The following is a 20,619-nucleotide window of genomic DNA, read 5'->3' on the forward strand; positions in this document are numbered from 1 at the left end:
ACTTGGATCTGCGTTTGGCGCAGTCGACCGAAACGACACCAAAGTGAGAGGGACCGACCGCCTCGACTCGCTGCTGAATCACCCCAGCTGGCTTGCCGATGTAACGGGCCTGATTGGATTTTGACGATTTTGACGAACGTTTCTTGGTGGCGATTGCCATATCGGAGTTCCTTGATTGAAGGGAAGTGAATTCCTTCAATGAAAGCACTCAGAATGCGCCCCTGGTAGTTTTTTAGGCTAACTTGGGGACATACCAGGCATGGCTCTCGTATCCAATGATCGGTCAAAAATGCGTCCCTGACGAACAAACTCTCGCCAGGGACCGACAACACCATTGGCGTACCGCTTTTGCAGGGAAACGCTGGCGACCGAGATATCCCTTGCCAAGCCCGCACCTCTGCAGAGCTCGGCTCCGTTTCTCCCGGCAGTGCCAGTCTAACATTGATAATCACATCCCACAAATAAATCCTTCGATACGGGAGCCATGCCTTGAAAACCTCGGGCGCACGCGTCCGTCGGATGAGCCGGAAAATGCAGTGCTTGGCGTGGTCAATAGATCACCCTCGCTCCCGCGTCGGATTACCAAGACCGATTCGCAAACTGAAGTAAGTGCCATTCGCCGTACGGCCCCGGGCAGCGCCGCCCATCCGGCCGCCGACGCGTTTCGGCTCAGTTAGGAACGGGGGAGGAATAAGTGTCGTATTGGACGAACCAGCGAGCTGTTCAATATCCAGAAGTATCCCGTCAGGGATAGCAGAAAATAGCCGGTGGTTTGAGCGTAAGCGAACACCACCGGATACGACAATTAGAGAACCGCGGTATCGACACAAGCTGACAGGGGATCCGGTGTTGTGGGGAATGACCAGCTCGTCGCCTCGTCCACTATAGAAAAGCTGTCGCTAATTCGCCACGTATTGATCACGCGTTGCTAACCTGCTGGGGTGACGAAGGGCACACGCCGGCGGCCCGACAGCTGCTACTCGCTCGACCCTCTCAGTGCCGGGGGCGTCGGTACGGGGTTTGCTGGCATTGGTGGGCGTTAGGCGGACCGGGCCGCGGCAGTTGATGGCCGCGGCGTCCAAGGTCCCACGCTCTCGCTCAGTTCAGGAGTTTCGCAATGACGTTGGTATTCGAAAGCGTCCAGACCGAAGGGATTGCTCAGTTATCGTATCTCATCGGCGATGATGGTAGTCAGACTGCCGCAGTGATCGACCCTCGACCAGACGTCGAGATTTACCTTGAGTTGAGCCGTAAACACGGCGTGGCGATCACTCATGTCTTCGAAACTCATATCCATGCGGATTTCATGAGCGGCGCTCGTGAGCTGGAGCGGCGACTGGGGTCGGCTGAGATCTTCGTTAGCGGCGAGGGCGATGCGGAGTACGAATTTCCGGTGCAAAAGATCCACGATGGCGATCGCTTTCCGTTTGGATCGGTTGTCCTGACCGCACGCCACACGCCCGGTCACACACCGGAGCACCTGGCCTACGAGCTTGCCGAGAAAGACCGCGGTGACGATCCCTGGGGCGTGTTGACCGGTGATTCGCTGTTCGTCAGTTCTGCCGGACGCCCTGATCTGCTCGGCCAGGAGCAGACTGAGGAGCTCACGAAACAACTCTTCCATACGCTGCGTGATTACTATCTGAAATTGGACGATGGTGTTCTCATTTACCCGTGCCATGGTGCGGGTTCAGCCTGCGGGGCGGATATCGGCGAGCGACCGATGAGCACGATCGGTTACGAGCGGCGGACGAACGATTTCCTGCAATATGAAGAATTCGAGGCGTTCGAGACGTTTGTGAATCGGGGCGCTCCGCCGGTGCCACAGCATTATCCCATCCTTAAGAAGATCAACGCTGACGGTCCGCCGCTGATTGGGATCGCTCCCACCATCGCGGGTCTGCCGCCTGAAGAATTCCAAAAAGCGGTCGGGCGTGGCGAATCGCAGCTTGTGGACACGCGGCAAATGCTTGCGTTCGGTGGTGGGCACATCGAGGGCGCAATCAATATCGGCGACCGGCCCGAACTATCGGTTTGGGCGGGGGACATGCTTGCTCACGAGAAACCGATTTTGCTCGTCGTGGAAGACGAGGCGCAGCTTGATTGGATCGTCTGGCACTTTGCTTACGTGGGGCTCACAGACTTCGCCGGTTATCTCGCTGGCGGTATGAAAGCGTGGGGGAACAAAGGCCTGCCTCTGGCAACCTTGCCACAGGCGCCCGTCCACCAGTTGTCTGAGGAGAAGAGCAAGTTCCAAATCCTCGATGTGCGCTCACCCAGCGAGTTCGAAAGCGGGCGAATCAGTGGTGCAAAACACAAGTTTGTTGCCGAAATGCGCGATGGAATTGATGGAGACCTCGGTCTCGATCCCGACGAGCCCGTCGCGGTTTACTGCGGCAGTGGCTACCGAGCCAGCATCGCCGCGAGCCTCATGAAGCGAGCTGGTTTCAAGAAGGTCTACAACGTCCCAGGCAGTATGCAGGGATGGAAGAATGCCGGCTTTACCGTGGTAAGCTAAAATCGATGCCGAAATAGGCAACGCGAGGCCACCTCACGAAGGAAGAACACTATGAAATACAAAGCAACTCTCCTGGCGACATTCCTGTGCTGGCCAGCGACCGTTGTTCGAGCAGCGGCTGAACTGCCATCGCCGTACCCGTATTCCGAACCCGCCTGGTCGCCTTACGTCGTGGGGGCTCTGATCGGAATATTAGTGCTCACGACACTCGCGTTGGCTGGCAAAAAGATCGGTGCCTCGAGCGCCTATTCCGACGTTGCCGGGATGATCGGCCGACTTGTGGCGCCGAAACACATTGCGTCACTGCCTTACTACCAGGAAAACAAGCCGATGATCGGCTGGACGTTGACCATCGTCCTCGGCGCCGTCCTGGGTTCGTTTCTCGCGGCATGGAGCGGTGGTGAACTGACCGGGACATACCTCCAGGAAATGTGGGTTGTCCGTTTCGGTGCGGACAGCGGCTTGCTACGGACCTTGGTGGCACTCCTTGGCGGAGCGTTGATGGCGTACGGAGCGCGGATGGCCGGCGGTTGTACAAGCGGGCATGGGATCAGCGGCACATTACAACTCGCTGTCAGCTCTTGGATCGCCGTGATCTGTTTCTTTATCGGCGGCATCGTGGCGGCCATGTTGATATATCGCTTTTGAGCCTCTCGAAGGAGAACGAAATGGATAACGCCATCAATTCATCGTCGCCCCAAGTTGAAGACGCGCGTGACGATCTGCCGGGACCGACGCCAAAGACTGGTTTGGAGCACGATGATCCGCAGTCCTGGGATTGGCTGGAAGCCTCTCCGGGCAAGTTAGTCGCAGGCTTGTTTTTCGGATTAGTCTTTGGCTTTTTGCTGCAGAAGGGCGGGGTGGCGAAGTTCGATATCCTTGTTGGCGTACTCCTATTAGAGAACTTCATCGTGGTGAAGGTGATGCTCTCAGCGATCATCGTCGGCATGATTGGAAGCTATCTCCTGCGCCGAATGGGCGTGGTGGAACGCCAGATCAATGAGACGAACTACGGCGCCAATATATTGGGCGGGCTGATCTTCGGTGTTGGTTTCGGCCTACTTGCGTACTGCCCGGGTACGAACGCCGCCGCCGTCGGCCAAGGCAATCTCGATGCTCTCGTGGGCGTAGTTGGGCTGCTTTTCGGGTCCTACGTCTATGCACTCAGCTCAAGGTTTAGCAGTGGCACGATCACGCGTTGGGGCGTCCGAGGAAAACTCACGATTCCAGAGTTACTCCGGATCTCACAAGAACTGTTTATCATCCTCGCGGTTCCGACGTTGGTTGCCGTACTCGTGATTCTCGAGTTGATAGGGTACTGAAATAACGAGATGAATACGAGAGATGCTCACCCCGAACCCATCGCCACGATCGATGAACTCTGTACAGTTTTAGCGACGACGAACCACGCACTGAAGATCGAGGAGCTTCGAGGACTTGCTTCTCGGCTGCGCCTCCCCGCCCTCCAGTGGCGAAAGTACCTCACCTTCGGTCTTCGCCAATTCTCGTATCGAACGATCTACGAATCGTCTTGTTTCGAGGTCAACATCATTGGCTGGCGTAGCGGACAGTTCAGCAGCATACACGACCATCAGGGTAGCGCATGCTGCGTCCTCGTACTCGACGGCGTGTTCACCAATATCGATTATGTGTTTGATACGCCGGATGCCTTGAGAGGAACCAGAAAAGCCGATCTTGGCGTTGGCGAAATACAATGCCGCAGCGACGGGGAGATTCACCGGTGCGGCAATGCTCAGTCCGGCGAGACAAAGCTGGCAACGCTCCACCTTTATTCGCCACCGCTGCAACCGCTGGCAGTAAGACAGCGTCATGAATGAATGAAGCATGCCACAAATCGGCCTGCCATGTGCACTACGACAGAAATTGTGTTGCTGAGTCGCTGGGCATAGAACGCCAGTTCACTACGAATTGTTACCTTTGGAGGATTAGAAATGACGCGCGCCATCATGTTTGCATTCGCTTTGCTCGCAGCCACTGCGAGTGCTCAAGCTCAATCTTCAGACCCGACCGGAGAGCCCGAGTTCCAGTATCCCCTTATCAAGGGCCATGGTGGGATTGTGGCAGTCCCCGATGCATCTCAACAGCCGAAGAAGAACTCGAAGGTGCTGCTTGACATCACCTCAGACGATCTATCGGGAGGCGTCCTCAAGGGCTTTGATCGAGCTGCTTTGATACTGAACCAATACACTCAAGCATCCGCGGGGACCGACAACGGGTTCCAAATGGCACTGATCCTGCACGGCTCGGCCACCAAAGCGGCTCTGGGCGACGAGGCCTATGTGAAGCACTCCAACCCCTATGCACGCTCGCTGGGGACCGAGAAGAATCCGAATCGAGCGCTGCTCGAAGACCTCAAGAAGCATGGCGTCGAAATCTACGTTTGTGCCCAGGCCTTGGCTCACCACGGTTACGCGATCGACGAATTAGCAAAACCGGTGACCACCGCCGTGTCCGCTGCCACGGTGAACATCAATAAGCAAATGGAAGGGTATGCGTACATCCCCTTCCATTAGGAACGCGGGAGATCTACAGCTCGTTGCCTCGTCCACCACAGAAAAGATGGCTCATCCGACGGAAGCGTGCACCCGAGGTTTTCAAGGCATGGCTCCAGTATCCAAGGTTCTATTTGTGGGATGTGATTATCAGTGTTAGACTGGCACTGGCGGGAGAAACGGAGCCGAGCTCTGCAGAGGTGCAGAGTTCGGCTCGAATAGCGTGGACTTAGTGAGCCGACGGCGCTAGCCGAATGCCACTTACTTTGGCCTCTTTTGGGGCATGGCTAGGTTGGTAACCCGATGCGTCAGCGAGGAAAATGCAGTGCTTTGCGTGGTAAACAGATCATCCTCGCTCACGCGTCGGGTTACCAAGACCGCTTCGAAAACTAAAGTAAGTGCCATTTGGCGCTAGCCGTGGGTTCTTCATACCGCTTGACTATCGTGACTGCCTAAGTAACCAAACGGTAACTACTAACGTTTGTGCCCATACTTGCATGCTGTACCTATTCGGCGTAAAAGTCAAGTCGTTCAACGGTGCATGACCTCGTCGTTCCAGAGTCGGGCCGTTCATCGCTTGTAAGGTTTGGGAATTGGCAACTACAAAGGAGACCGAGGATGGCATCAACAAATGGAATGATCGACCCGGACGATGTGGTCATGTTACTCATCGACCATCAGAGCGGGTTGTTCAACACTGTTCAGGACGTTCCCGTCCCGGACCTGCGAAACTACGCGATTGCTCTCGCTAAAACGGCAACGCTGCTCGATATCCCCGTGCTGACTACCGCGTCTGTACCAGATGGACCCAATGGACCGCTGATCCCCGAGATTCATCAGTATGCACCGCACGCTCAGTTCATTCCGCGAACCGGCCAGATCAATGCATGGGACAATCCACCATTCGTTGAAGCAATCGAAAAGACCGGTCGTAAGACAGTGGTGATTGCAGGAACGCTGACGAGTGTCTGCATGGCGTTCCCTGCGGTGAGCGCAATTGACGCGGGCTACAAAGCCTACTGCGTTGTTGATGCGTCGGGCAACTGGAGCAAGATGGCTACCGACATCACGATCGCACGTGTCACCCAGGCGGGGGCGATACCGATGGATACGTTTGCAATGGTTGCTGAGTTGATGCGAACGTGGAACCGGGCGGAGGGTTCGAAGTTCGGCGAAATCATCGCAGAACACATCGTGCCCACTTACAAGTGTCTGATGGAAAGTTATGACAAGGCGCAAGCGGTCGTCAAAGATGGACCGGAGACAATGATGGACAAGTTTCAGTAAGAAGGCGGTGCAACTCGCACTTCGGGCCATCATCAGTTGTTTTCTGCTCGTTCACAGGACCGAACCGTCGCTGGAGTATGAATCGCAGCCATTTGCAAGTTGGCTTAGGCGGCCATCGTATGAATCGGACCGGACAACTTCTCGCTCGCTGGAATTTGTCAGGTCCATGAGGGTTTTAGGTTTCCAAATTTGGCGGATAGCACAGGAAAAAAATCGTGAAGAAGATCAAACGAATCGTACGCGACATTCCTCAGCATTGGGTTGGGGACGGTTTCCCAGTCCGAAGTCTGTTTTCCTACAGTGGTGGCAATGAGTTTGATCCGTTCCTACTGCTCGACTATGCGGGGCCGCACGAATTTGGTCCCGACCAAGCTAAGCGAGGTGTCGGCGAGCACCCGCACAAGGGCTTTGAAACCGTAACGATCCTGTACCAAGGAGAGTTGGAACACGGCGATTCCAGTGGTGGTCATGGAACGATCGGTGCCGGCGATGTTCAGTGGATGACCGCTGCCTCGGGAATCGTCCACGAAGAGTTCCATAGCCGGCGATTTGCCGAAGCAGGCGGGATGCTGGAAATGGTCCAGCTCTGGGTCAATCTTCCCGCCAAGGACAAGAGTTCATCGCCGAAGTATCAAGACCTGCGTGACGATCAATTCCCTCGGGTCTCGTTGCCCGAGGACGCTGGCACCGTACGCGTGATTGCTGGTGAGTATCTGGGACAAACCGGGCCGGCTAGCACGTTCACTGCAATCAATACGTGGGATCTGGAGTTGGTCGCTCAGAGCAAGACTGAGATCGAAGTGCCCGATGGTCATACCTGCGTGTTGATCGTTCAGAAGGGCAGCGCGACGATCAATGGCGAAACCGCCCAGGCTGTCGAATTGATCCAGTTCGAACGCGACGGAAGTTCCGTCAAGATCGAATCCGAGTCGACATGCCGAATTCTCGCCTTAACCGGCGCACCCATTGGTGAGCCAGTCGCCGGCCAAGGCCCGTTCGTAATGAACACGCGGGAGGAAATCCAGCAAGCGATGCAAGAATACCAGCAGGGAAAGATGGGGCACCTGAGCTGAGCACCGATACTGGCTTCTCACGCACGGGTGTCCTCCGTGCCCAATTGCGCTGAACCTGCCTGATTGTTTTATGGTCGTTGCCGGCCGTTCAAACGCAGGCGTATCGAGATCGAATTCACGAAGTTTTGCGCCACGCAGTTGCCACTCAATTCTCGTGGCGGCGTGTGGAATGCTTTTATCCCATCGCTCCAATCGCTGGCATTCATGGGCATCGTGTTCACCCGGATCGACATGCTGATCTCGTCGATGCGGGTTAGGCGTAAGCCACCCAGCCACGAAAAGCGAAACCGACGTAGAATAGACTGACGTTTGAAAATCCTGCCTCTTGCAAGATTGTCTCGTCCTCTCCGGGAGTGAGGATCGATAGCTGCGAGTCAACTGTGTCGCGAGCTTTCATCGCTTTTTCGGATTCGACACCGGAGCTAACTGCGAAGGCTGCGTACCGCGACAGCCAGACAGTACGTTCTTCATCGTTTTGCGGAACGCTCAGATGAGCAACAACGAATGGCGCGCCGGGTTTCAGACGTCTGCGAATTTCGCTCGCCATTCGTCGGCGTTCTTCCGGTCCGACAAAGTGCATCGTCAGGATGCAAGTTGCTGCATCGAATGGGCCGTCAGGGGCGACGTCGATGAAGCCGTGGTGCAAGTGAACGCGTGACGCAACTGGCCCCATGGTTTGTTCGGCTAACGTCAGCATCTCTGCGGACGGATCAACTCCGTCAAAAGACCAGCTGGGCTGAGCCTCTGCGAAAGCTTTCAGTTCCAATCCGCCGCCTGCCCCGACTACGAGCACGCGACCATTTTCGGGGACTCGCTCTGCCAAGAGCAAGCTCGCCATCCGTTGCATGTCTAGAAATCCCGGCACGACTCGTCGCGGCCCCTCGGTGTAACGTGCGACTACCTCGATGTCCGAGAACGCAGCGTCGGCGAAGCATTTGTCCTCATTCATGAGCATCCCCTTTGGATTGGTTTATACGGCCACGAGCAACTTTACGGGCACAGCAGTCGGCACTCAACTCAGCAAGGGTTACATCGCCGAGCCGGGTGAGCAGAAGTTCTTCGGCCTCGTCGAAAGTTTGTTGGAGTGCCGCATTGACTGCTTGTTCCACAAGGCATTCCGGCGATTCGGTGCGATTACCGATTGCTAGCAGGGAAGGGCTGCCGACTGCTGTGTAGATATCCCGCAACGTCACCTTGCTCAGATCACATGACAGCGACCATCCGCCACCATGTCCTTTTTCTGATTGGACATACCCGCGCTTTCGGAGTCCCGACATGATTCGACGGACCACCACCGGATTGGTGTTCATCATCTTTGCGAGGTCCTCGGACGTCACAGGCCCATCACGCTCAGCGAGGTGGAGCAGGATGTGAAGCATGCCGGAAAGTTTGCTATCGCGTCTCATGCAACTTACGGTATTGCATGAAGTGGCGAGTGTCAACGGGGACTTCATCGTGGAGATGGCGGCCCAGCGAAGATCCAAAAGAAAAGCCTGAGATCGAACGCGGCCTCGATGCTTGCGAGCAGCGGGCCGAGCAAGAATCTCTCGATGGTCTCAAGCAGCAACAGTGCCGCCAGGAATCACTCGGTCAGCTACAGCTGTGGTTGTTCCTGGGTGCTGCGAGACAGACTTGTTCTGGTTTATCCGGATTTGTCGTGGGTGATTCCAGCGTGTTGGATTTCAGAGGCAAGGCGGAGGCGTCCGAAATGAGCGATGCGGTCGCAGAGCAAACGCAGACGGCCGACACATCCGCCGTCAGCCGAAGTCACCTTTCGGCTCACGCGCGACCGAAATATTCCTAGGTGAGTTGCTGCCCAGCGGCGCTCGCTTCCGCTTCTCCCGGTGCTTGGATGCTATCACCGATTGTATAAGCGTGACGAAACGGTTCGCACACCACTGCCATGTCTCGAAAATTTCGCAGACTCGGCTCCCCGCGGCGAAACCCACGATACGCCCGGTTGGACCAAAGGGTTGGCGTTGTGACCAATTTTGTGGCGGTCGCAATTGTTCCGCGTCTCAGGCCGGAGGCCGACACATCCCCTGCCGGTTGGCGTCAGCCAACGGCAAGCCGCGCCAATGAACTGCCAGCCCGAAAGGCGACACAACGTCTGATGCGTGGCCCTTCGGGCTCGGTCCGATGCATCAGCGGGAACCAAAGTTGCGCAAACGTGAAACAACACACTACCAAGCTTCTTAGCGAGCCTCTCGCTAGCCCTCGGAGAAGCTCCCATTCGGTTTTGGCCTGACGAAATCCCTCGTGATCTCAGCAGCGCAGGTGAGCGAGTCAAAGCGGGCCTAGCGATTGCGCGGCCCCCGCGACGATCCGGACGTCATGCGGCTCGCGCGGGGCTAAGCGGCGGCAAGCGATCAGAGAAACCGGCAACGTCGCATCGGTGTTGCTACCGATGAGTTACCATGCCCTCAGAGATTCGAGAGCCGTATCGCTCACCGTAACTCCGTCTTGCCACTCGGGCGATAGGAGGATACCGACAGTCACTTTGCCCTCGGCCTCGGGTAGGCGGACCACCAGACGCCGGACGCCTCGATTTCGCTTCTGCGGAGGCGACTGCTCCGCTGACTCGATCGTGAACTTCGCATTCGCAGGCGATACGACGCGAGCAATGAGCTCTTTTCCTTCGAGACTCAGCCGTGCGACGTCGGGCGATTCAAGAGCAATCTTGGCGTCGGTGGTCATGCCCCAGAGGATTTCGCAGGAAGTTTTGATGTCAAACTCATCCTGGATCAGAACCGCACGCCGGTTTTCGACCATTGCCACGCCGCGCAGGACCTTGTCGGCGTAACCGGCGTACGCCTCGGTAAGATCTACCTGGGCAAAGGGAAGGTCGTCCCGTGATTCGAAACGGGTGAGTTGAGCGACCGCATTGGCGTTCTGGTTCTCCCCACCCAAAATCGGAACGTTGTGACTCAACGAGTTCAGCCGGTAGTAGTTCCAACGTCGACCGCCTTCGCGATATTCCCAGTAGCCCGGCAGGTTATAATTGTCCGCCCCGAGATCTCTCGCCCAGCGAACGCCCAAGGCGTCGAGCTCGAAATTCCCCAAGTCCAGATGGCCGTGATGCGCCTGGTTGTCGCCTGCCTTTATCCCGACGAACAGTGCATTCGGGTCGTTCCAACTGCTGCGGAGCAGAGCGGTGTCGACTTCGCCGCGCAACAGACGGTCCCGGTCCCAAGTTGCCGGCTCCTGACCGGAGGGCGGAACGTACCAGACGATGTGAAAGGGATCGACGTCGTCGGCGTCGATGAGCGTGTGCTCCGAGTCCGAGAAGTGCGAGTTCCCATAGGTCCGAGCGAGCCAGAACATGCAGGACGCTGAGCGACGTTTCTTGAAGTCGCCTGCGTCGGCGTAGCTGAAGTAGAGTCCGGTAGGACCAGCGGAGAAGATGGGGACGTAGCCGGTTTGAGCGAGTCCAGGCATTTCTGAAAGCCCAAAGTCCGACCCGAGCGCCGTCTCCAAGGCGCTACTACTCAACGCGGTGTAACGCGTGGCGTAGTTCCAATAGCCGATGCCCTCGGCCCAAACACCGTCCGGCGCGTAGGAACCTAATGCTGTCGGCAAGTGCTCGAGGGCCTTGCCGACAAGAAACTGCGAAGTCTCGGGCTCCGACTCCGCAACCGCCAAGGCGCCGATCAACAGGCCGCCGTTGCAGACCTGGTTCCAGTTGTAGGCGTAGGTGAAATGATGGTAGCCGCTCTTGTGACGCTCGATGCCCGGTTTGAGTCCCAATTCTACAAGCGCTTGGCGAATGTGTTCGCGGGTCGGCTCGTCCAGTTCGTGATAGATCCAGTCGTAGCCAACTCCGACGGCATGGGACATCTCTGCCGTGTCGAGAAAATGGCTGGGGTTCCAGTCGGGAAAACCACAAACGGTCAGCAGCGTTTCGCGAATCTTCTCCGCGTATTTCTTCTTTCCCGTCCAACGTCAGGCGATGCCAAGCTCGTAAATCCGATCGACGCATGCCTTGCTGATGTGCAAGAGTCTCGGACCCCGTTTACGATACTCGAGCTTCGGATCGTCAAGACAGTCGTCCGCCCGGCGAATGGCGGCACGTACGAAGCCCTGAAGAACCTCGTCGGTCTGGGCCTGTGCCTTTCGATATTGTAGAGCATCCTCGGTGAGAATGAGGCGCGGGTGATCAGGAGCCAGCGTGTCGAGAATGCCATCGCCGCCGCTTGCCGTGCCCTGCCAGAAAACAGCGAGAATGAGGACGACAAAATGAATGGGGCGAATCGTTGCCATTGCGAAATCAACCGTCCTTCCAAAGCAGGGATCGTTGGATGCCATCACCGAGCGGGGGAAGGCCCCACGGAGCCGATTATACCAACTTGTTGGAGTTGGAGGGCCGACGAGGGGGAGTCGCTATCTCCGACGACAATACTCTTTCTGGGACCGCCTTCGTCCCTCTAGAGAGCATAGGGACAGAGCACTTCTTCGATCGACCCAATACTGGCTTCGCTGAATCATCGGCAGCTGTCGAACGAGTCGGTGAGCTTTCAGGGCTTCGGCAGAAGGGGGGGCGTTCAAATCAGTGTTTTGCCTAGCTGTCAGTGCACACCGTTTCCATTTCGGCCCCTGTCGCCGATCATGGCATGGGAAGAAGAGTGAGAGCCGCTAATCAGTGGTCAGCACCTCGCGGGCGCGGCGGCAGAGATGATAGCGACGATGTATGCGATGGCAGCGCATGGAGTCGACACATTCAGGACGTCCTGCCACGCTGGCACAACAACCACATCCACCAACCGAAACTACTCAGCCGTTTGCGGTTTTCTTTCCACTTGATGGGACACCCTGCGATGGATTGGATCTCAGGTTGGGTCGGAGCCATGGGCGATCCGTCCGCTTTGCGGCGATGCGGGCACAACATCAGCCACCGCCGCGCCACTTCCTCATCCGTCCACGTCGCGACCACGTCAGGCCGAGATCGAAGCATTAAATGGAAGTGACTTGAGAGAATGGAAAACGCCGGCAGATCGACGCCGAAAAAGGCTGTGAACTGCTGCAAATCCACCTCGACCCGGACCTTCCGGTGGTCGAATGTTCCTTCCAGAGATCGGATCGTCGCCCAGTTCGCAACTTTCAGAAAATTTCCCGCACGTGTCAAATTCAACCTACTCCCTCACCCAGGCCAAGCCAAACAGCTCGGGAAGATGCTGTGTCCCTCTGGCTCTCGTGGCAAGCCGGTTACGAGGCGTCGATCGACGAACAACCGCTGGAAGCCTGCCCGTCGAGTCTGACCGACGATCAATAGTCTGACTGGATCCGCGGCTGGGTCGATGGCTCCAGTATCGGTGCCAATCTCTAGCGTTCCATTTCGTTCCACGACATGCATTTAGCAAGGAGGCCAGCATTGAGCCGATACGAACTCGACGACGTCAAATCGGCTGCTGTTGGCTACTGGCCAGCGATCCTTAACCGAGTCGCTGGCATTGACGACGACTACCTATCAAATCGCCACGGCCCGTGTCGCAAATGCGGAGGTACCGACCGCTGGCGATTCACGAACCTGAACAACCACGGCGGCGCGATCTGCAACCAGTGCGGCAAAATGGGCGACGGGCTTGCGGTGATCATGGAAATGACCGGCTGCGGGTTCGCCGAAGCGATCAAGCAAGTCGCCGAATTCCTGGGCGTCAAGCCGTCCACGACTAACCGAAAATCACTATCGAAAGACACCAAGCTCGATCCGTTTCGAAACATCGAGCTCCAGCCCGATAACGAGCAAACGCTCTCGTTTTGGTGCTGGCAAAAGCGGCTGTCACTTGAGGCGATCAAGAAAGCGAAACCTCGCATCGCGAAGTATCGCAAACGACACACGGTCATCGCCATGCCGCTGACCAGCGATTCCGGCGAACCGATCGGATGGACCATGTACGAGGCATTCGGTGGCAAGTTGCCGTTGTATGACCCGAAGACCAAAGAAACCGAATGGCTCAAAGTCAAAACCCTAAAACTGAAAGATTGAAAGATTGAAAGATGAACGACCATCACCCGAAGATCGAAGCCGAGGTGGCGATATGATTGGGAGATGTTTGCACTCAAACACCTACCGCAGCGATCAATCCAGGTCGATTATCTGTAAAGATTGCGGATCGTATAAAGCTGAAGAAAGCGCCAACTGGAAACCTCCAATGGCGTCAGAAGATCGAAGTCGAGGTGGCGGATTGCATATCAAGTCATGCTCGCAATGCGGTGGAAACAAGTTCAGATTTGAATTCGGGTTCGAGGAGTACAAGAAAGGCAATGGGGCAGCGAATTGCATTTCGTGCAACCGAGCTCACTACTTCACCCCACCCGATCCCGTCAATCATCCTCCGCACTACACCTCGCACCCGAGCGGGATCGAAGCCATCCAGGTGTGTGAACACTTCACCTTCAACATCGGCAACGCAATCAAATACTGTTGGCGTGAAGGCTTGAAAGGCGACTCGATCGAGGATCTGAAGAAAGCCCGCTGGTATCTCAAACGGGAGATCAAGAAACGAAAACGCGAAGCGAAGGAGGCGAAGAAGTGAATAGCAACACTGGATGCAGTCACAGCGAAAGATATCGCGACGAACGAAAACGCCGGACCGTCTGCGCCAACTGCGGCGCCGTGAAAGTCGACGGCGTCGGTATCTGGAGCGTGCTGGAGTCGCAAACGGACCCGAAACCGGAAACGAGTGAGGTGAGCGATGCCGACTAGAACCACACCCTGGATGACCGCAGAGGAAGCCGCTGAGTACTTGAAATACTCATCTTCATCGATCCGGCGATTTGCGAGAGAAGGCCAACTGGAGCACCGCCGGGTTGGGCGTGGAGACTACCGCTTCCTCGTTGAGTGGCTCGACGCGTTCTTGCTACGAGCGAACACAGCGATCAAGCGACCGTCGCGACCCGTCATAAAACGTCCACGCAAGACGTCAGGTCGAAAGCTATCGAAATACGAAGCGATCATCGCCAAGCGAAGGAAGGGACATGAGACGAGAGGAACAGTCTAGCGGCTCATCTCGGACGATGGTACCAAGACGCGAACGATCGGTTAGCGTCTTGGTACTACACAGCTTTGCTCGGCATCCAGAAGTAACTCTTTCAGGCAAATATCTTACTTCAGTCGAGTTCAGGCAGGTCCAATTTGCTGTCAACTACCTGCCAAGAACGAACTACATGTAGTGCCTTCCCTCTTCACTTCAACTAAATGTAGATTCCCTTGAATCTCACGTTGCCTCCGAATAAGATGTAGTCATACGAAAAAGGCCAAGGCGACCTAACAGTCGTCTTGGCCATAAGATTGATCAAGTTCGGTTTGTCGCTTTTGCTCCTGGAAAAGCCAGCGACTGCCGATGGGCACGCTGTTACGCGTACTGAATCAGTTCCCAGTAAACCGCCTTGCCCCCATACGGAGGCATGCGATTCCCTCTGGCGATTGGTGCGGTCGTTGATGGCGTGCCAACAACTTTCCACACTCCACTCTCGGGGCAGACGCTACCTGTTTGCACACGAGTTCCAAGTGGAGATCGAGACATCTCTGTATCCTTCACATAACGAGTTAAAAAAATGGCCGACTTTGGCCTAATTCGATCATTCGATATCGACGATCACCAACTCGACGGACAGTCCCCGCAGGAATGTTTCGTACTCGGTTACGAACTTGCAGCCGTTGACGCGTTGCTAAAAGGCAATGACGAATTCTCTCAATTGATACACTCGCAAAATCGCGAACGGATCAATGTTAGCTGCGCAGAAGAAGATAGGCAGTTCCGTCTTGAGTGGATGCAGTCGGATCCATCCGAAGGATGGATGATGCTTCACGTACAACGTCGCTGACGTATTCCCGCCGCACAGCTGGAGTTCGATTTATTCGTTGGCAGAGGGCCAAAAGAGATGTTGTTGCCGAGACATCCTTTGTGGTCGTGAACTCCACGTTCTAATCGAACCAACGAATTATAAGACATTGGTCGCATCTGTAAAGACTGAGGGGAAGCGAAAATCAAAAATTTTTTCGCTTCCCCTCAAGATGTCTCGGCGGAACTGTTTTACGCTTGCCATCAGATAAAATCAATCCCAAAATTGGCAATGCTGTCAGGGCTGTTGATGAATTCACTGGGTTCATGAATTCCTTTCTGTGAATATCAGTCATGCCAGCGTTGGGTGTTTGGGGGTGCTGGAAGACACTTGCTCGTCGATACCCATTGGATCAGGCTCGCGATTGAATCACCGTAGACGCTGCTTGAATCATATGATCTTTGTGCTTCGACAGATGCCCGTAGTGTCGATCGATCATCTGGATTGACGTTCCGGCCATCTCCGCGACCGTCGCCACGTCGATTCCCGCGACCAAGGCATCCGTGATCCAGGTGTGGCGAAAGGTATACATGACGAAGCTACTCGAAACACCTGTCCGCTCACGAAGTCGATGAAAACGTCGCCTCATGTCCTGGTAGTCCCAGGCTTTGCCCATCGGCGACAGGAAAAGCGGACCTTCCGTTCGGTTGCCTTTCGCGATTCTCGACAGTGTGTGCAGACACGGCGAGAGGTAAACTACGCGGGGCCGTTTCTTCTGTCGCATCGTTTTATGTTTCGGCAGAGTCCATCGATCATCCCGGACATTTTTGAGATCGACATTGGGAATCTCACCTGGCCGACAAGCAGACAATCGCAGCGCGATCAAGATTGTTCGGAATGCGTTGTCTCTTCGGCGACGGCTCTTGTACCCGTTCATCAGCATTGCGAATTCTGTCGAGGAAGCGACGTGGTCTCGGCCGCTTCCCTTATCAACACGGACCTTTGCGATCGGGTTTTCTCGCAGCAGACCTTCATTGACTGCCCAGTTGAAAGCACGTTTGACTCGCTCCACAGCGTGATGCTGGGTAGTCGCATTCCAACCCGGCATCGAGGAAAGCCATCGAGTAAGGTGGTGCTTCACCAAGTCCTTGGCCAACATGCCATCGCCCGCGAAAGCGGAAAACAAGGTCAGCGTACCAGTCAGCGCATCCAGCGTAGACTTTCCCCGTCGCCCATTATCGACATCATTCTCAAAGGCTTCGAGATAACGACAGATCAGATCGTCGATGGTCAGAGCGTCGCCGTCCCATTCCGTTGACGCCTGCTGCTTGAGCCGCTCCCACTCCTCGTAGGCTGCTTTCTTGCTCTTACCGAGCATTATTCGCTGGAGCTTCCCATCATTTCCTGGAGTATCGAGATACCAGGCTTTCCGAGCTTTGATAAAGAATGGCTTTCGCATGAATCCGCACCGTTTGAGTGAATCAAGTCCCAAACGTCGATCCTGATGCATCGATGTGACACGTTTGGTCACAACGATGCTAGCTCCCTGCTCGAGGGCGTCCACTGGCAGATTGGTGACAAAACCGTGACAAAGACCGTCTGTCCAGCCAATTTCAAGAAACCTGGAAATAAAAAAACGCCGCAAATAACGGCATTTTCGTCAATCGGGGCGACAAGATTTGAACTTGCGACCTCTGCGTCCCGAACGCAGCGCTCTACCAGGCTGAGCCACGCCCCGATGGTGGTGGGCTATGGTTGCAATTGAGTGGGGATTCGTCAAGCGTTCTGTCGGTGATCGTTGTTGGCGTGTTGCCGGGGCGGGTGGTTTAGACGTCGTTGGCCAATACGCTGATTTGGGACTGCTGCTCGGGTGAGATCCAGCGGAGGTCGATCACCAGTTCGCCGTTGACGTTGCGGCAGAGGAGGCTGGTGGATCCGTTGGCTAATTCCGCCGCGATCGAATCGGCATTCCGAGCGGCGTCGATCGTCAAAACGACTTGCCGCGAGGGAATGCGATCGGCAGGCGGCGCGGCTGCTGATTGTTCGGTGTTGCTGTTGACGGGTGAGGGTTGCGGTGCTTGCAGGTTCGCGGGCATTCCGAGGCCAGCAGCTGTTTCGGTGATTCGGGTGGCGCTCACCCAATCGCAGCCAGCGAGCTGGGTGGCGAGGCGCTGGGCCCGGTCGTGCAAATTCTCCTGCGAAATATCTAGCAACTGGCCCACCGGGCTGGTGCTCTTGGCTTGGACGACGACAGACGTGGCCACGATCGCGGTCATTGCTTTCGACGCGTTGACTAACTCGTGCCGTGGGCAGGCGTGCAACTGCTGGATCACTTCCGGACTCCCCACCATTACGCTGAGTTCTGGGATCCCGGCCAAGACTCCGCCGTCGAGCACGACCAGGTCAGCGCATCGATCGAGCTGGTCAGCGACACTGCTGACGATATCCAGGCCATCGATTGGGAAGAGACTGCCCAGCGGCAACACTGCGACTTCGATCCAATCACGGTACCGGTCATCGTCACTGCGTTTGGCCAAGGGTGAGGGAGCCCAGCGGACGAGTATGTTCTGGCGAGTTTGCGAGCTAGGGTCTGGGCGATGGCTCTTACCGCGGTGATGTTGACTGCCGCCGTGGACGAGCTGATCGCTGGGCCAGTCCTCTTGGTTGGAGGCATGCCCGAATTCGAGGACGGAGCCATGTGCAAAGTGTCGTAGTCGATCAACGAGCAGCTGTTCCGATCCGCCATCGACCGAGTCGACGGGGAAGGCGGAACTGCGGGGGACCCACAGACGCTGCCTTCGTCCACCGAGGTCAGCGACGAGCGAGAGCGAAGCGTCGAGTGATGGGGTGACGATGGCACCGAGTGGGCGGCGGCGGGACGAGTCGGATTCGCAGCGGCGAGCGATCGTTGAGGCGATTTCGTCACACAGCCGAGCGGAGAGTTCCGGATCGCGGGCAGCGTCGCCGGCCAGATGCGGGATGGCAGCGGCGAGCGCTTCGGCCGGGATCCCCACTCCGCTGCCCCGTTGGTCCAGGAGCAGGCCGGTTCCGTTGATAATCCGTGTCGGTGCTAACGAAATGGGGCCGCCCATCCACCATGCTGCATTTTGCCAGGCATCTTTGATCGGCTGCGTTTTCGATTCAGCCTGTCGTAACAGCATATCGACTTTTTCGCGGGCGGCTTTCGGCAGCTCATCGACGAGCTTACCTGCTTGCTCTTTGAGTGCCGTGGCTGCCTCATGGTCGGTTGCTTGACGGGCGAGGTCAGCGACGCCACGACGGAGAAGGTCAACGGTCCAGGGAGGCAGTGCCATGATGGTAGTGGTGAACAGAGTAAAGCGAGATGGTGGTAACGGGACGAATCAGCCTACCGCTCCGTCGAGTCGCGAGTAAGTGCCGCACCTATAACTTGGGGACAGGTCGCTTCGGGGCCCGATCGAGCATCCGGCGTTTGTCGTCTTGGGGGACGTTCACGTTATTGTTGTTGTTACCCCCGCCACCTTCGCGAGGTGGATCGAGTTCGGTGTAGGTTTCCTTCCACTTCCAACCGATGGGAACATCGAGTTCGCGTTTGGCGAGCAGTGCCCAGGGGGTGCCGGGATTGTCCTCGACGACGCGAGTGAGGAACTCTTTGGCAGTGTCGGCTTCCCGTTGCCATTTACTACCGACGGTGATCTCATCGCTGGGTTCGAGAATCCAGGTGTTGTTCTTGGCCTCTTCGAAGGGCATCCCCTGTTTGGCTTGGGCGAGGACGGCGTTATACGTTTCCGTGCGAACTTTCTGGGCGAGTACCCGTCCGTAGGCGAGATCAAAGCCGGCCAACCAACGTGGGCTGGATTCTTCGTCGCGTCCGGCCAGGCCGGGTTGCAGCGTTGCCGCGAGCCGGATGAGTGTGGGTTCGAGCGGGGCGGCGTCTTGTTGGGCGTTGGTCAGATCACCAGCGAGCTGCGCTTCACTTCTCTTGACGAATCGCAATCGCGGCCGCTGGATTCCGTTGACGTTGCGAATCGTCGCGGCTTGGACGAGCGACATCCGCAGCGGGCTGCGTTTGACGGCACTGACATAGTCGGCTTGGGAGAGGTAGTCAGGGCTGTACCGAGCCATCGCCGAAGGGTCGAAGAAGTACTCGATCTCGGCCGAGAATGCTTCGAGCTCCCCCCGCCGGACTTTCCGCGTCGTATTTCGATTGGGGTGCACGGTGAAGTACGTGCCGCCTGTTTCGTAGCACAACCGCGTCAGTCCATAGGGTCCGAAACCGCTATCGATTACGGGTTCCTCTTCAAAATTTCCGGTGAAACTCAGTTGGATGCGTTCGGGCAAGAACGTTTCCGGCCCCTGGTCGACTTGCGCCCATTGTGGTGACTGGTCGTATTGCGGGTCGGGGTCGACGTACTTAACGAGAGTGTGCTCGCGTCCAAACGGCGCCGGTACACCGATCACGTAAACAGGGATTCCGAGCTGGCGGCAGGAGGTGATCGAGGATTCGAGTTTGTTGTAGTCGTCACCGCGTTCGTCGGTCACCGCGACGAAGAGAACGTTGCGTTTCGGGCCGCGTGGTCCAATATTTCGCCGCAAGGGTTTGAATTGCTTGGCGGCCGATTCGATCGCGGTGAAGACCCGTTCGACTCCCGAGCTATCAACGGGCAAGTTCTCGACGATCTGTTTGATTTCCTCGAGGTCCGAAATCGGCTCCTCCGTGTAGAGTTCGACCTTCTCGCCAAAACCGATGATAGACGTCAGGATGCGTTCATCGCTGGATTTGGTTTTCTTGTCGTCTGCGGATTTTTGCAGGATGCCGAGTTCGTCGTAGATACGATCGAAGCGATCTCGAATGTCGCCGCGTTGCCGGGTCAGCGAACCACTTTGATCGAATAGCCACACGACCAGCGTCGGCCTCTCTTCAGCGGCGAGCATAATCTCCGCTGTAATCTGATCGACGGCGCCTTTGGCCCCGGCGACGCCCACGCCGGTGGAGCCTTTGACGGTATCAAGGCGTTTCTGAGGCGCGACCGGTTGGCTGAAGATTTTGTTGACCATGATCTGACCCAACTCCGTGGGCTGCAGGTCGATTGGATTGGGGATATCAGCAACTTCGGCATAAACGTCCGCAGAGGCCTCCGCTAGGTCGAGTTCGGCCATGGCATCGACACCCACTTCAGTTTGAGGCGTCTCGCTGACGACTATTTCATCAATGGTCTGCAGTTTTTCCTCGTATTGCGGTGGTGGAGAAACAACGACCACGGCATTCTCATCGTAGGGCTTGTGAAGCTGCACCAGAGCGAGGGAAAGAAAGATGATGATGTGAACCTGCATGCTGCCGAGCATGGCGATGGTTTCATCGGAATCCCACAATCGCTCGCGATCGGCTTGCACTCCAGGATCCTCACCAGGGATGTTCGGTGTGCTCGATGGGTCAGCCGAGGATGCAGTCATGTTGCTCGATGGG

General features: G+C 56.5%; 21 protein-coding genes and 1 tRNA gene. 12 read left to right on the top strand and 10 right to left on the bottom strand.

What is annotated here, in order from left to right:
* The first annotated feature begins 1,117 nt into the window (after positions 1-1,117).
* From CA85_RS23595 to CA85_RS23625, 7 genes are all read left to right on the top strand, one after another.
* Complete coding sequence (locus tag CA85_RS23595) at positions 1,118-2,518, top strand: MBL fold metallo-hydrolase (RefSeq protein ID WP_146394005.1); 1,401 nt, start codon at positions 1,118-1,120, stop codon at positions 2,516-2,518.
* A 51-nt stretch (positions 2,519-2,569) separates the two neighbouring features.
* On the top strand, positions 2,570-3,166 hold the full coding sequence (locus CA85_RS23600; protein ID WP_146394007.1) for a YeeE/YedE thiosulfate transporter family protein: 597 nt from the start codon (positions 2,570-2,572) through the stop codon (positions 3,164-3,166).
* 20 nt (positions 3,167-3,186) lie between these two features.
* The gene (locus CA85_RS23605; protein ID WP_146394009.1) at positions 3,187-3,840 is read left to right on the top strand and encodes a DUF6691 family protein; all 654 of its coding nucleotides are present in this window, start codon (positions 3,187-3,189) and stop codon (positions 3,838-3,840) included.
* A gap of 9 nt (positions 3,841-3,849) precedes the next feature.
* The gene (locus tag CA85_RS23610; RefSeq protein WP_146394011.1) at positions 3,850-4,356 is read left to right on the top strand and encodes a cysteine dioxygenase; all 507 of its coding nucleotides are present in this window, start codon (positions 3,850-3,852) and stop codon (positions 4,354-4,356) included.
* 114 nt (positions 4,357-4,470) lie between these two features.
* Positions 4,471-5,052: a DsrE family protein gene (locus tag CA85_RS23615; protein WP_146394013.1), complete on the top strand. Its 582-nt coding sequence runs from the start codon at positions 4,471-4,473 to the stop codon at positions 5,050-5,052.
* A gap of 597 nt (positions 5,053-5,649) precedes the next feature.
* The gene (locus CA85_RS23620; RefSeq protein ID WP_146394014.1) at positions 5,650-6,318 is read left to right on the top strand and encodes an isochorismatase family protein; all 669 of its coding nucleotides are present in this window, start codon (positions 5,650-5,652) and stop codon (positions 6,316-6,318) included.
* 215 nt (positions 6,319-6,533) lie between these two features.
* The gene (locus CA85_RS23625) at positions 6,534-7,391 is read left to right on the top strand and encodes a pirin family protein (protein WP_146394016.1); all 858 of its coding nucleotides are present in this window, start codon (positions 6,534-6,536) and stop codon (positions 7,389-7,391) included.
* Positions 7,392-7,644: 253 nt separating this feature from the next.
* On the opposite strand, the gene CA85_RS23630 is transcribed toward CA85_RS23625, so the two are convergent.
* On the bottom strand, positions 7,645-8,340 hold the full coding sequence (locus CA85_RS23630; RefSeq protein ID WP_246113100.1) for a class I SAM-dependent methyltransferase: 696 nt from the start codon (positions 8,338-8,340) through the stop codon (positions 7,645-7,647).
* Positions 8,333-8,845: an Rrf2 family transcriptional regulator gene (locus CA85_RS23635; protein ID WP_315852736.1), complete on the bottom strand. Its 513-nt coding sequence runs from the start codon at positions 8,843-8,845 to the stop codon at positions 8,333-8,335. The genes CA85_RS23630 and CA85_RS23635 overlap by 8 nt, the downstream gene beginning before the upstream one ends.
* On the opposite strand from CA85_RS23635, the gene CA85_RS23640 reads away from it, so the two are divergent.
* Positions 8,815-9,195 carry a hypothetical protein gene (locus CA85_RS23640; protein ID WP_186775175.1) on the top strand — a complete coding sequence of 127 codons (381 nt, stop codon included), beginning with the start codon at positions 8,815-8,817 and terminating at the stop codon, positions 9,193-9,195. The two genes, CA85_RS23635 and CA85_RS23640, sit on opposite strands and share 31 nt — an antisense overlap.
* A 608-nt stretch (positions 9,196-9,803) precedes the next feature.
* Here the strand turns inward: CA85_RS23640 and CA85_RS23645 are convergent.
* From CA85_RS23645 to CA85_RS23655, 3 genes are all read right to left on the bottom strand, one after another.
* Positions 9,804-11,228 carry a heparinase II/III domain-containing protein gene (locus CA85_RS23645; RefSeq protein WP_146394020.1) on the bottom strand — a complete coding sequence of 475 codons (1,425 nt, stop codon included), beginning with the start codon at positions 11,226-11,228 and terminating at the stop codon, positions 9,804-9,806.
* A 105-nt stretch (positions 11,229-11,333) separates the two neighbouring features.
* Positions 11,334-11,651, bottom strand: coding sequence for a hypothetical protein (locus tag CA85_RS23650; protein ID WP_146394022.1), 318 nt, complete (start codon positions 11,649-11,651; stop codon positions 11,334-11,336).
* Positions 11,652-12,108: 457 nt separating this feature from the next.
* A complete protein-coding gene (locus CA85_RS23655; protein ID WP_186775176.1) occupies positions 12,109-12,519 on the bottom strand; it encodes a hypothetical protein in 411 nt (136 codons plus the stop codon).
* 240 nt (positions 12,520-12,759) lie between these two features.
* Here CA85_RS23655 and CA85_RS23660 point away from each other — a divergent pair, with 240 nt between their 5' ends.
* From CA85_RS23660 to CA85_RS23670, 4 genes are all read left to right on the top strand, one after another.
* Entirely contained in the window at positions 12,760-13,374 is a 615-nt protein-coding gene (locus CA85_RS23660) for a primase-helicase zinc-binding domain-containing protein (RefSeq protein WP_186775177.1), read from the top strand.
* Between the two features lie 166 nt (positions 13,375-13,540).
* A complete protein-coding gene (locus CA85_RS23665) occupies positions 13,541-13,924 on the top strand; it encodes a DUF3310 domain-containing protein (protein WP_146394026.1) in 384 nt (127 codons plus the stop codon).
* Entirely contained in the window at positions 13,921-14,094 is a 174-nt protein-coding gene (locus CA85_RS25250) for a hypothetical protein (protein WP_186775178.1), read from the top strand. The genes CA85_RS23665 and CA85_RS25250 overlap by 4 nt, the downstream gene beginning before the upstream one ends.
* Entirely contained in the window at positions 14,084-14,389 is a 306-nt protein-coding gene (locus CA85_RS23670) for a helix-turn-helix domain-containing protein (RefSeq protein ID WP_146394028.1), read from the top strand. The genes CA85_RS25250 and CA85_RS23670 overlap by 11 nt, the downstream gene beginning before the upstream one ends.
* Before the next feature lie 354 nt (positions 14,390-14,743).
* Here the strand turns inward: CA85_RS23670 and CA85_RS25255 are convergent, their stop codons facing one another.
* From CA85_RS25255 to CA85_RS23690, 5 genes are all read right to left on the bottom strand, one after another.
* Positions 14,744-14,914 (bottom strand): hypothetical protein, encoded by a 171-nt coding sequence (locus CA85_RS25255; protein WP_186775179.1) that lies wholly within the window; start codon positions 14,912-14,914, stop codon positions 14,744-14,746.
* A gap of 671 nt (positions 14,915-15,585) precedes the next feature.
* Positions 15,586-16,632: a tyrosine-type recombinase/integrase gene (locus CA85_RS23675; RefSeq protein WP_186775181.1), complete on the bottom strand. Its 1,047-nt coding sequence runs from the start codon at positions 16,630-16,632 to the stop codon at positions 15,586-15,588.
* 205 nt (positions 16,633-16,837) lie between these two features.
* A tRNA-Pro gene (locus CA85_RS23680) sits at positions 16,838-16,911 on the bottom strand.
* Positions 16,912-16,999: 88 nt separating this feature from the next.
* The gene (locus CA85_RS23685; protein WP_146394032.1) at positions 17,000-18,487 is read right to left on the bottom strand and encodes a PLP-dependent aminotransferase family protein; all 1,488 of its coding nucleotides are present in this window, start codon (positions 18,485-18,487) and stop codon (positions 17,000-17,002) included.
* A gap of 88 nt (positions 18,488-18,575) precedes the next feature.
* Positions 18,576-20,606 carry a vWA domain-containing protein gene (locus tag CA85_RS23690; protein ID WP_146394034.1) on the bottom strand — a complete coding sequence of 677 codons (2,031 nt, stop codon included), beginning with the start codon at positions 20,604-20,606 and terminating at the stop codon, positions 18,576-18,578.
* Positions 20,607-20,619: the final 13 nt, after the last annotated feature.

It is taken from the genome of Allorhodopirellula solitaria (assembly GCF_007859855.1).
Taxonomy (GTDB): domain Bacteria; phylum Planctomycetota; class Planctomycetia; order Pirellulales; family Pirellulaceae; genus Rhodopirellula; species Rhodopirellula solitaria.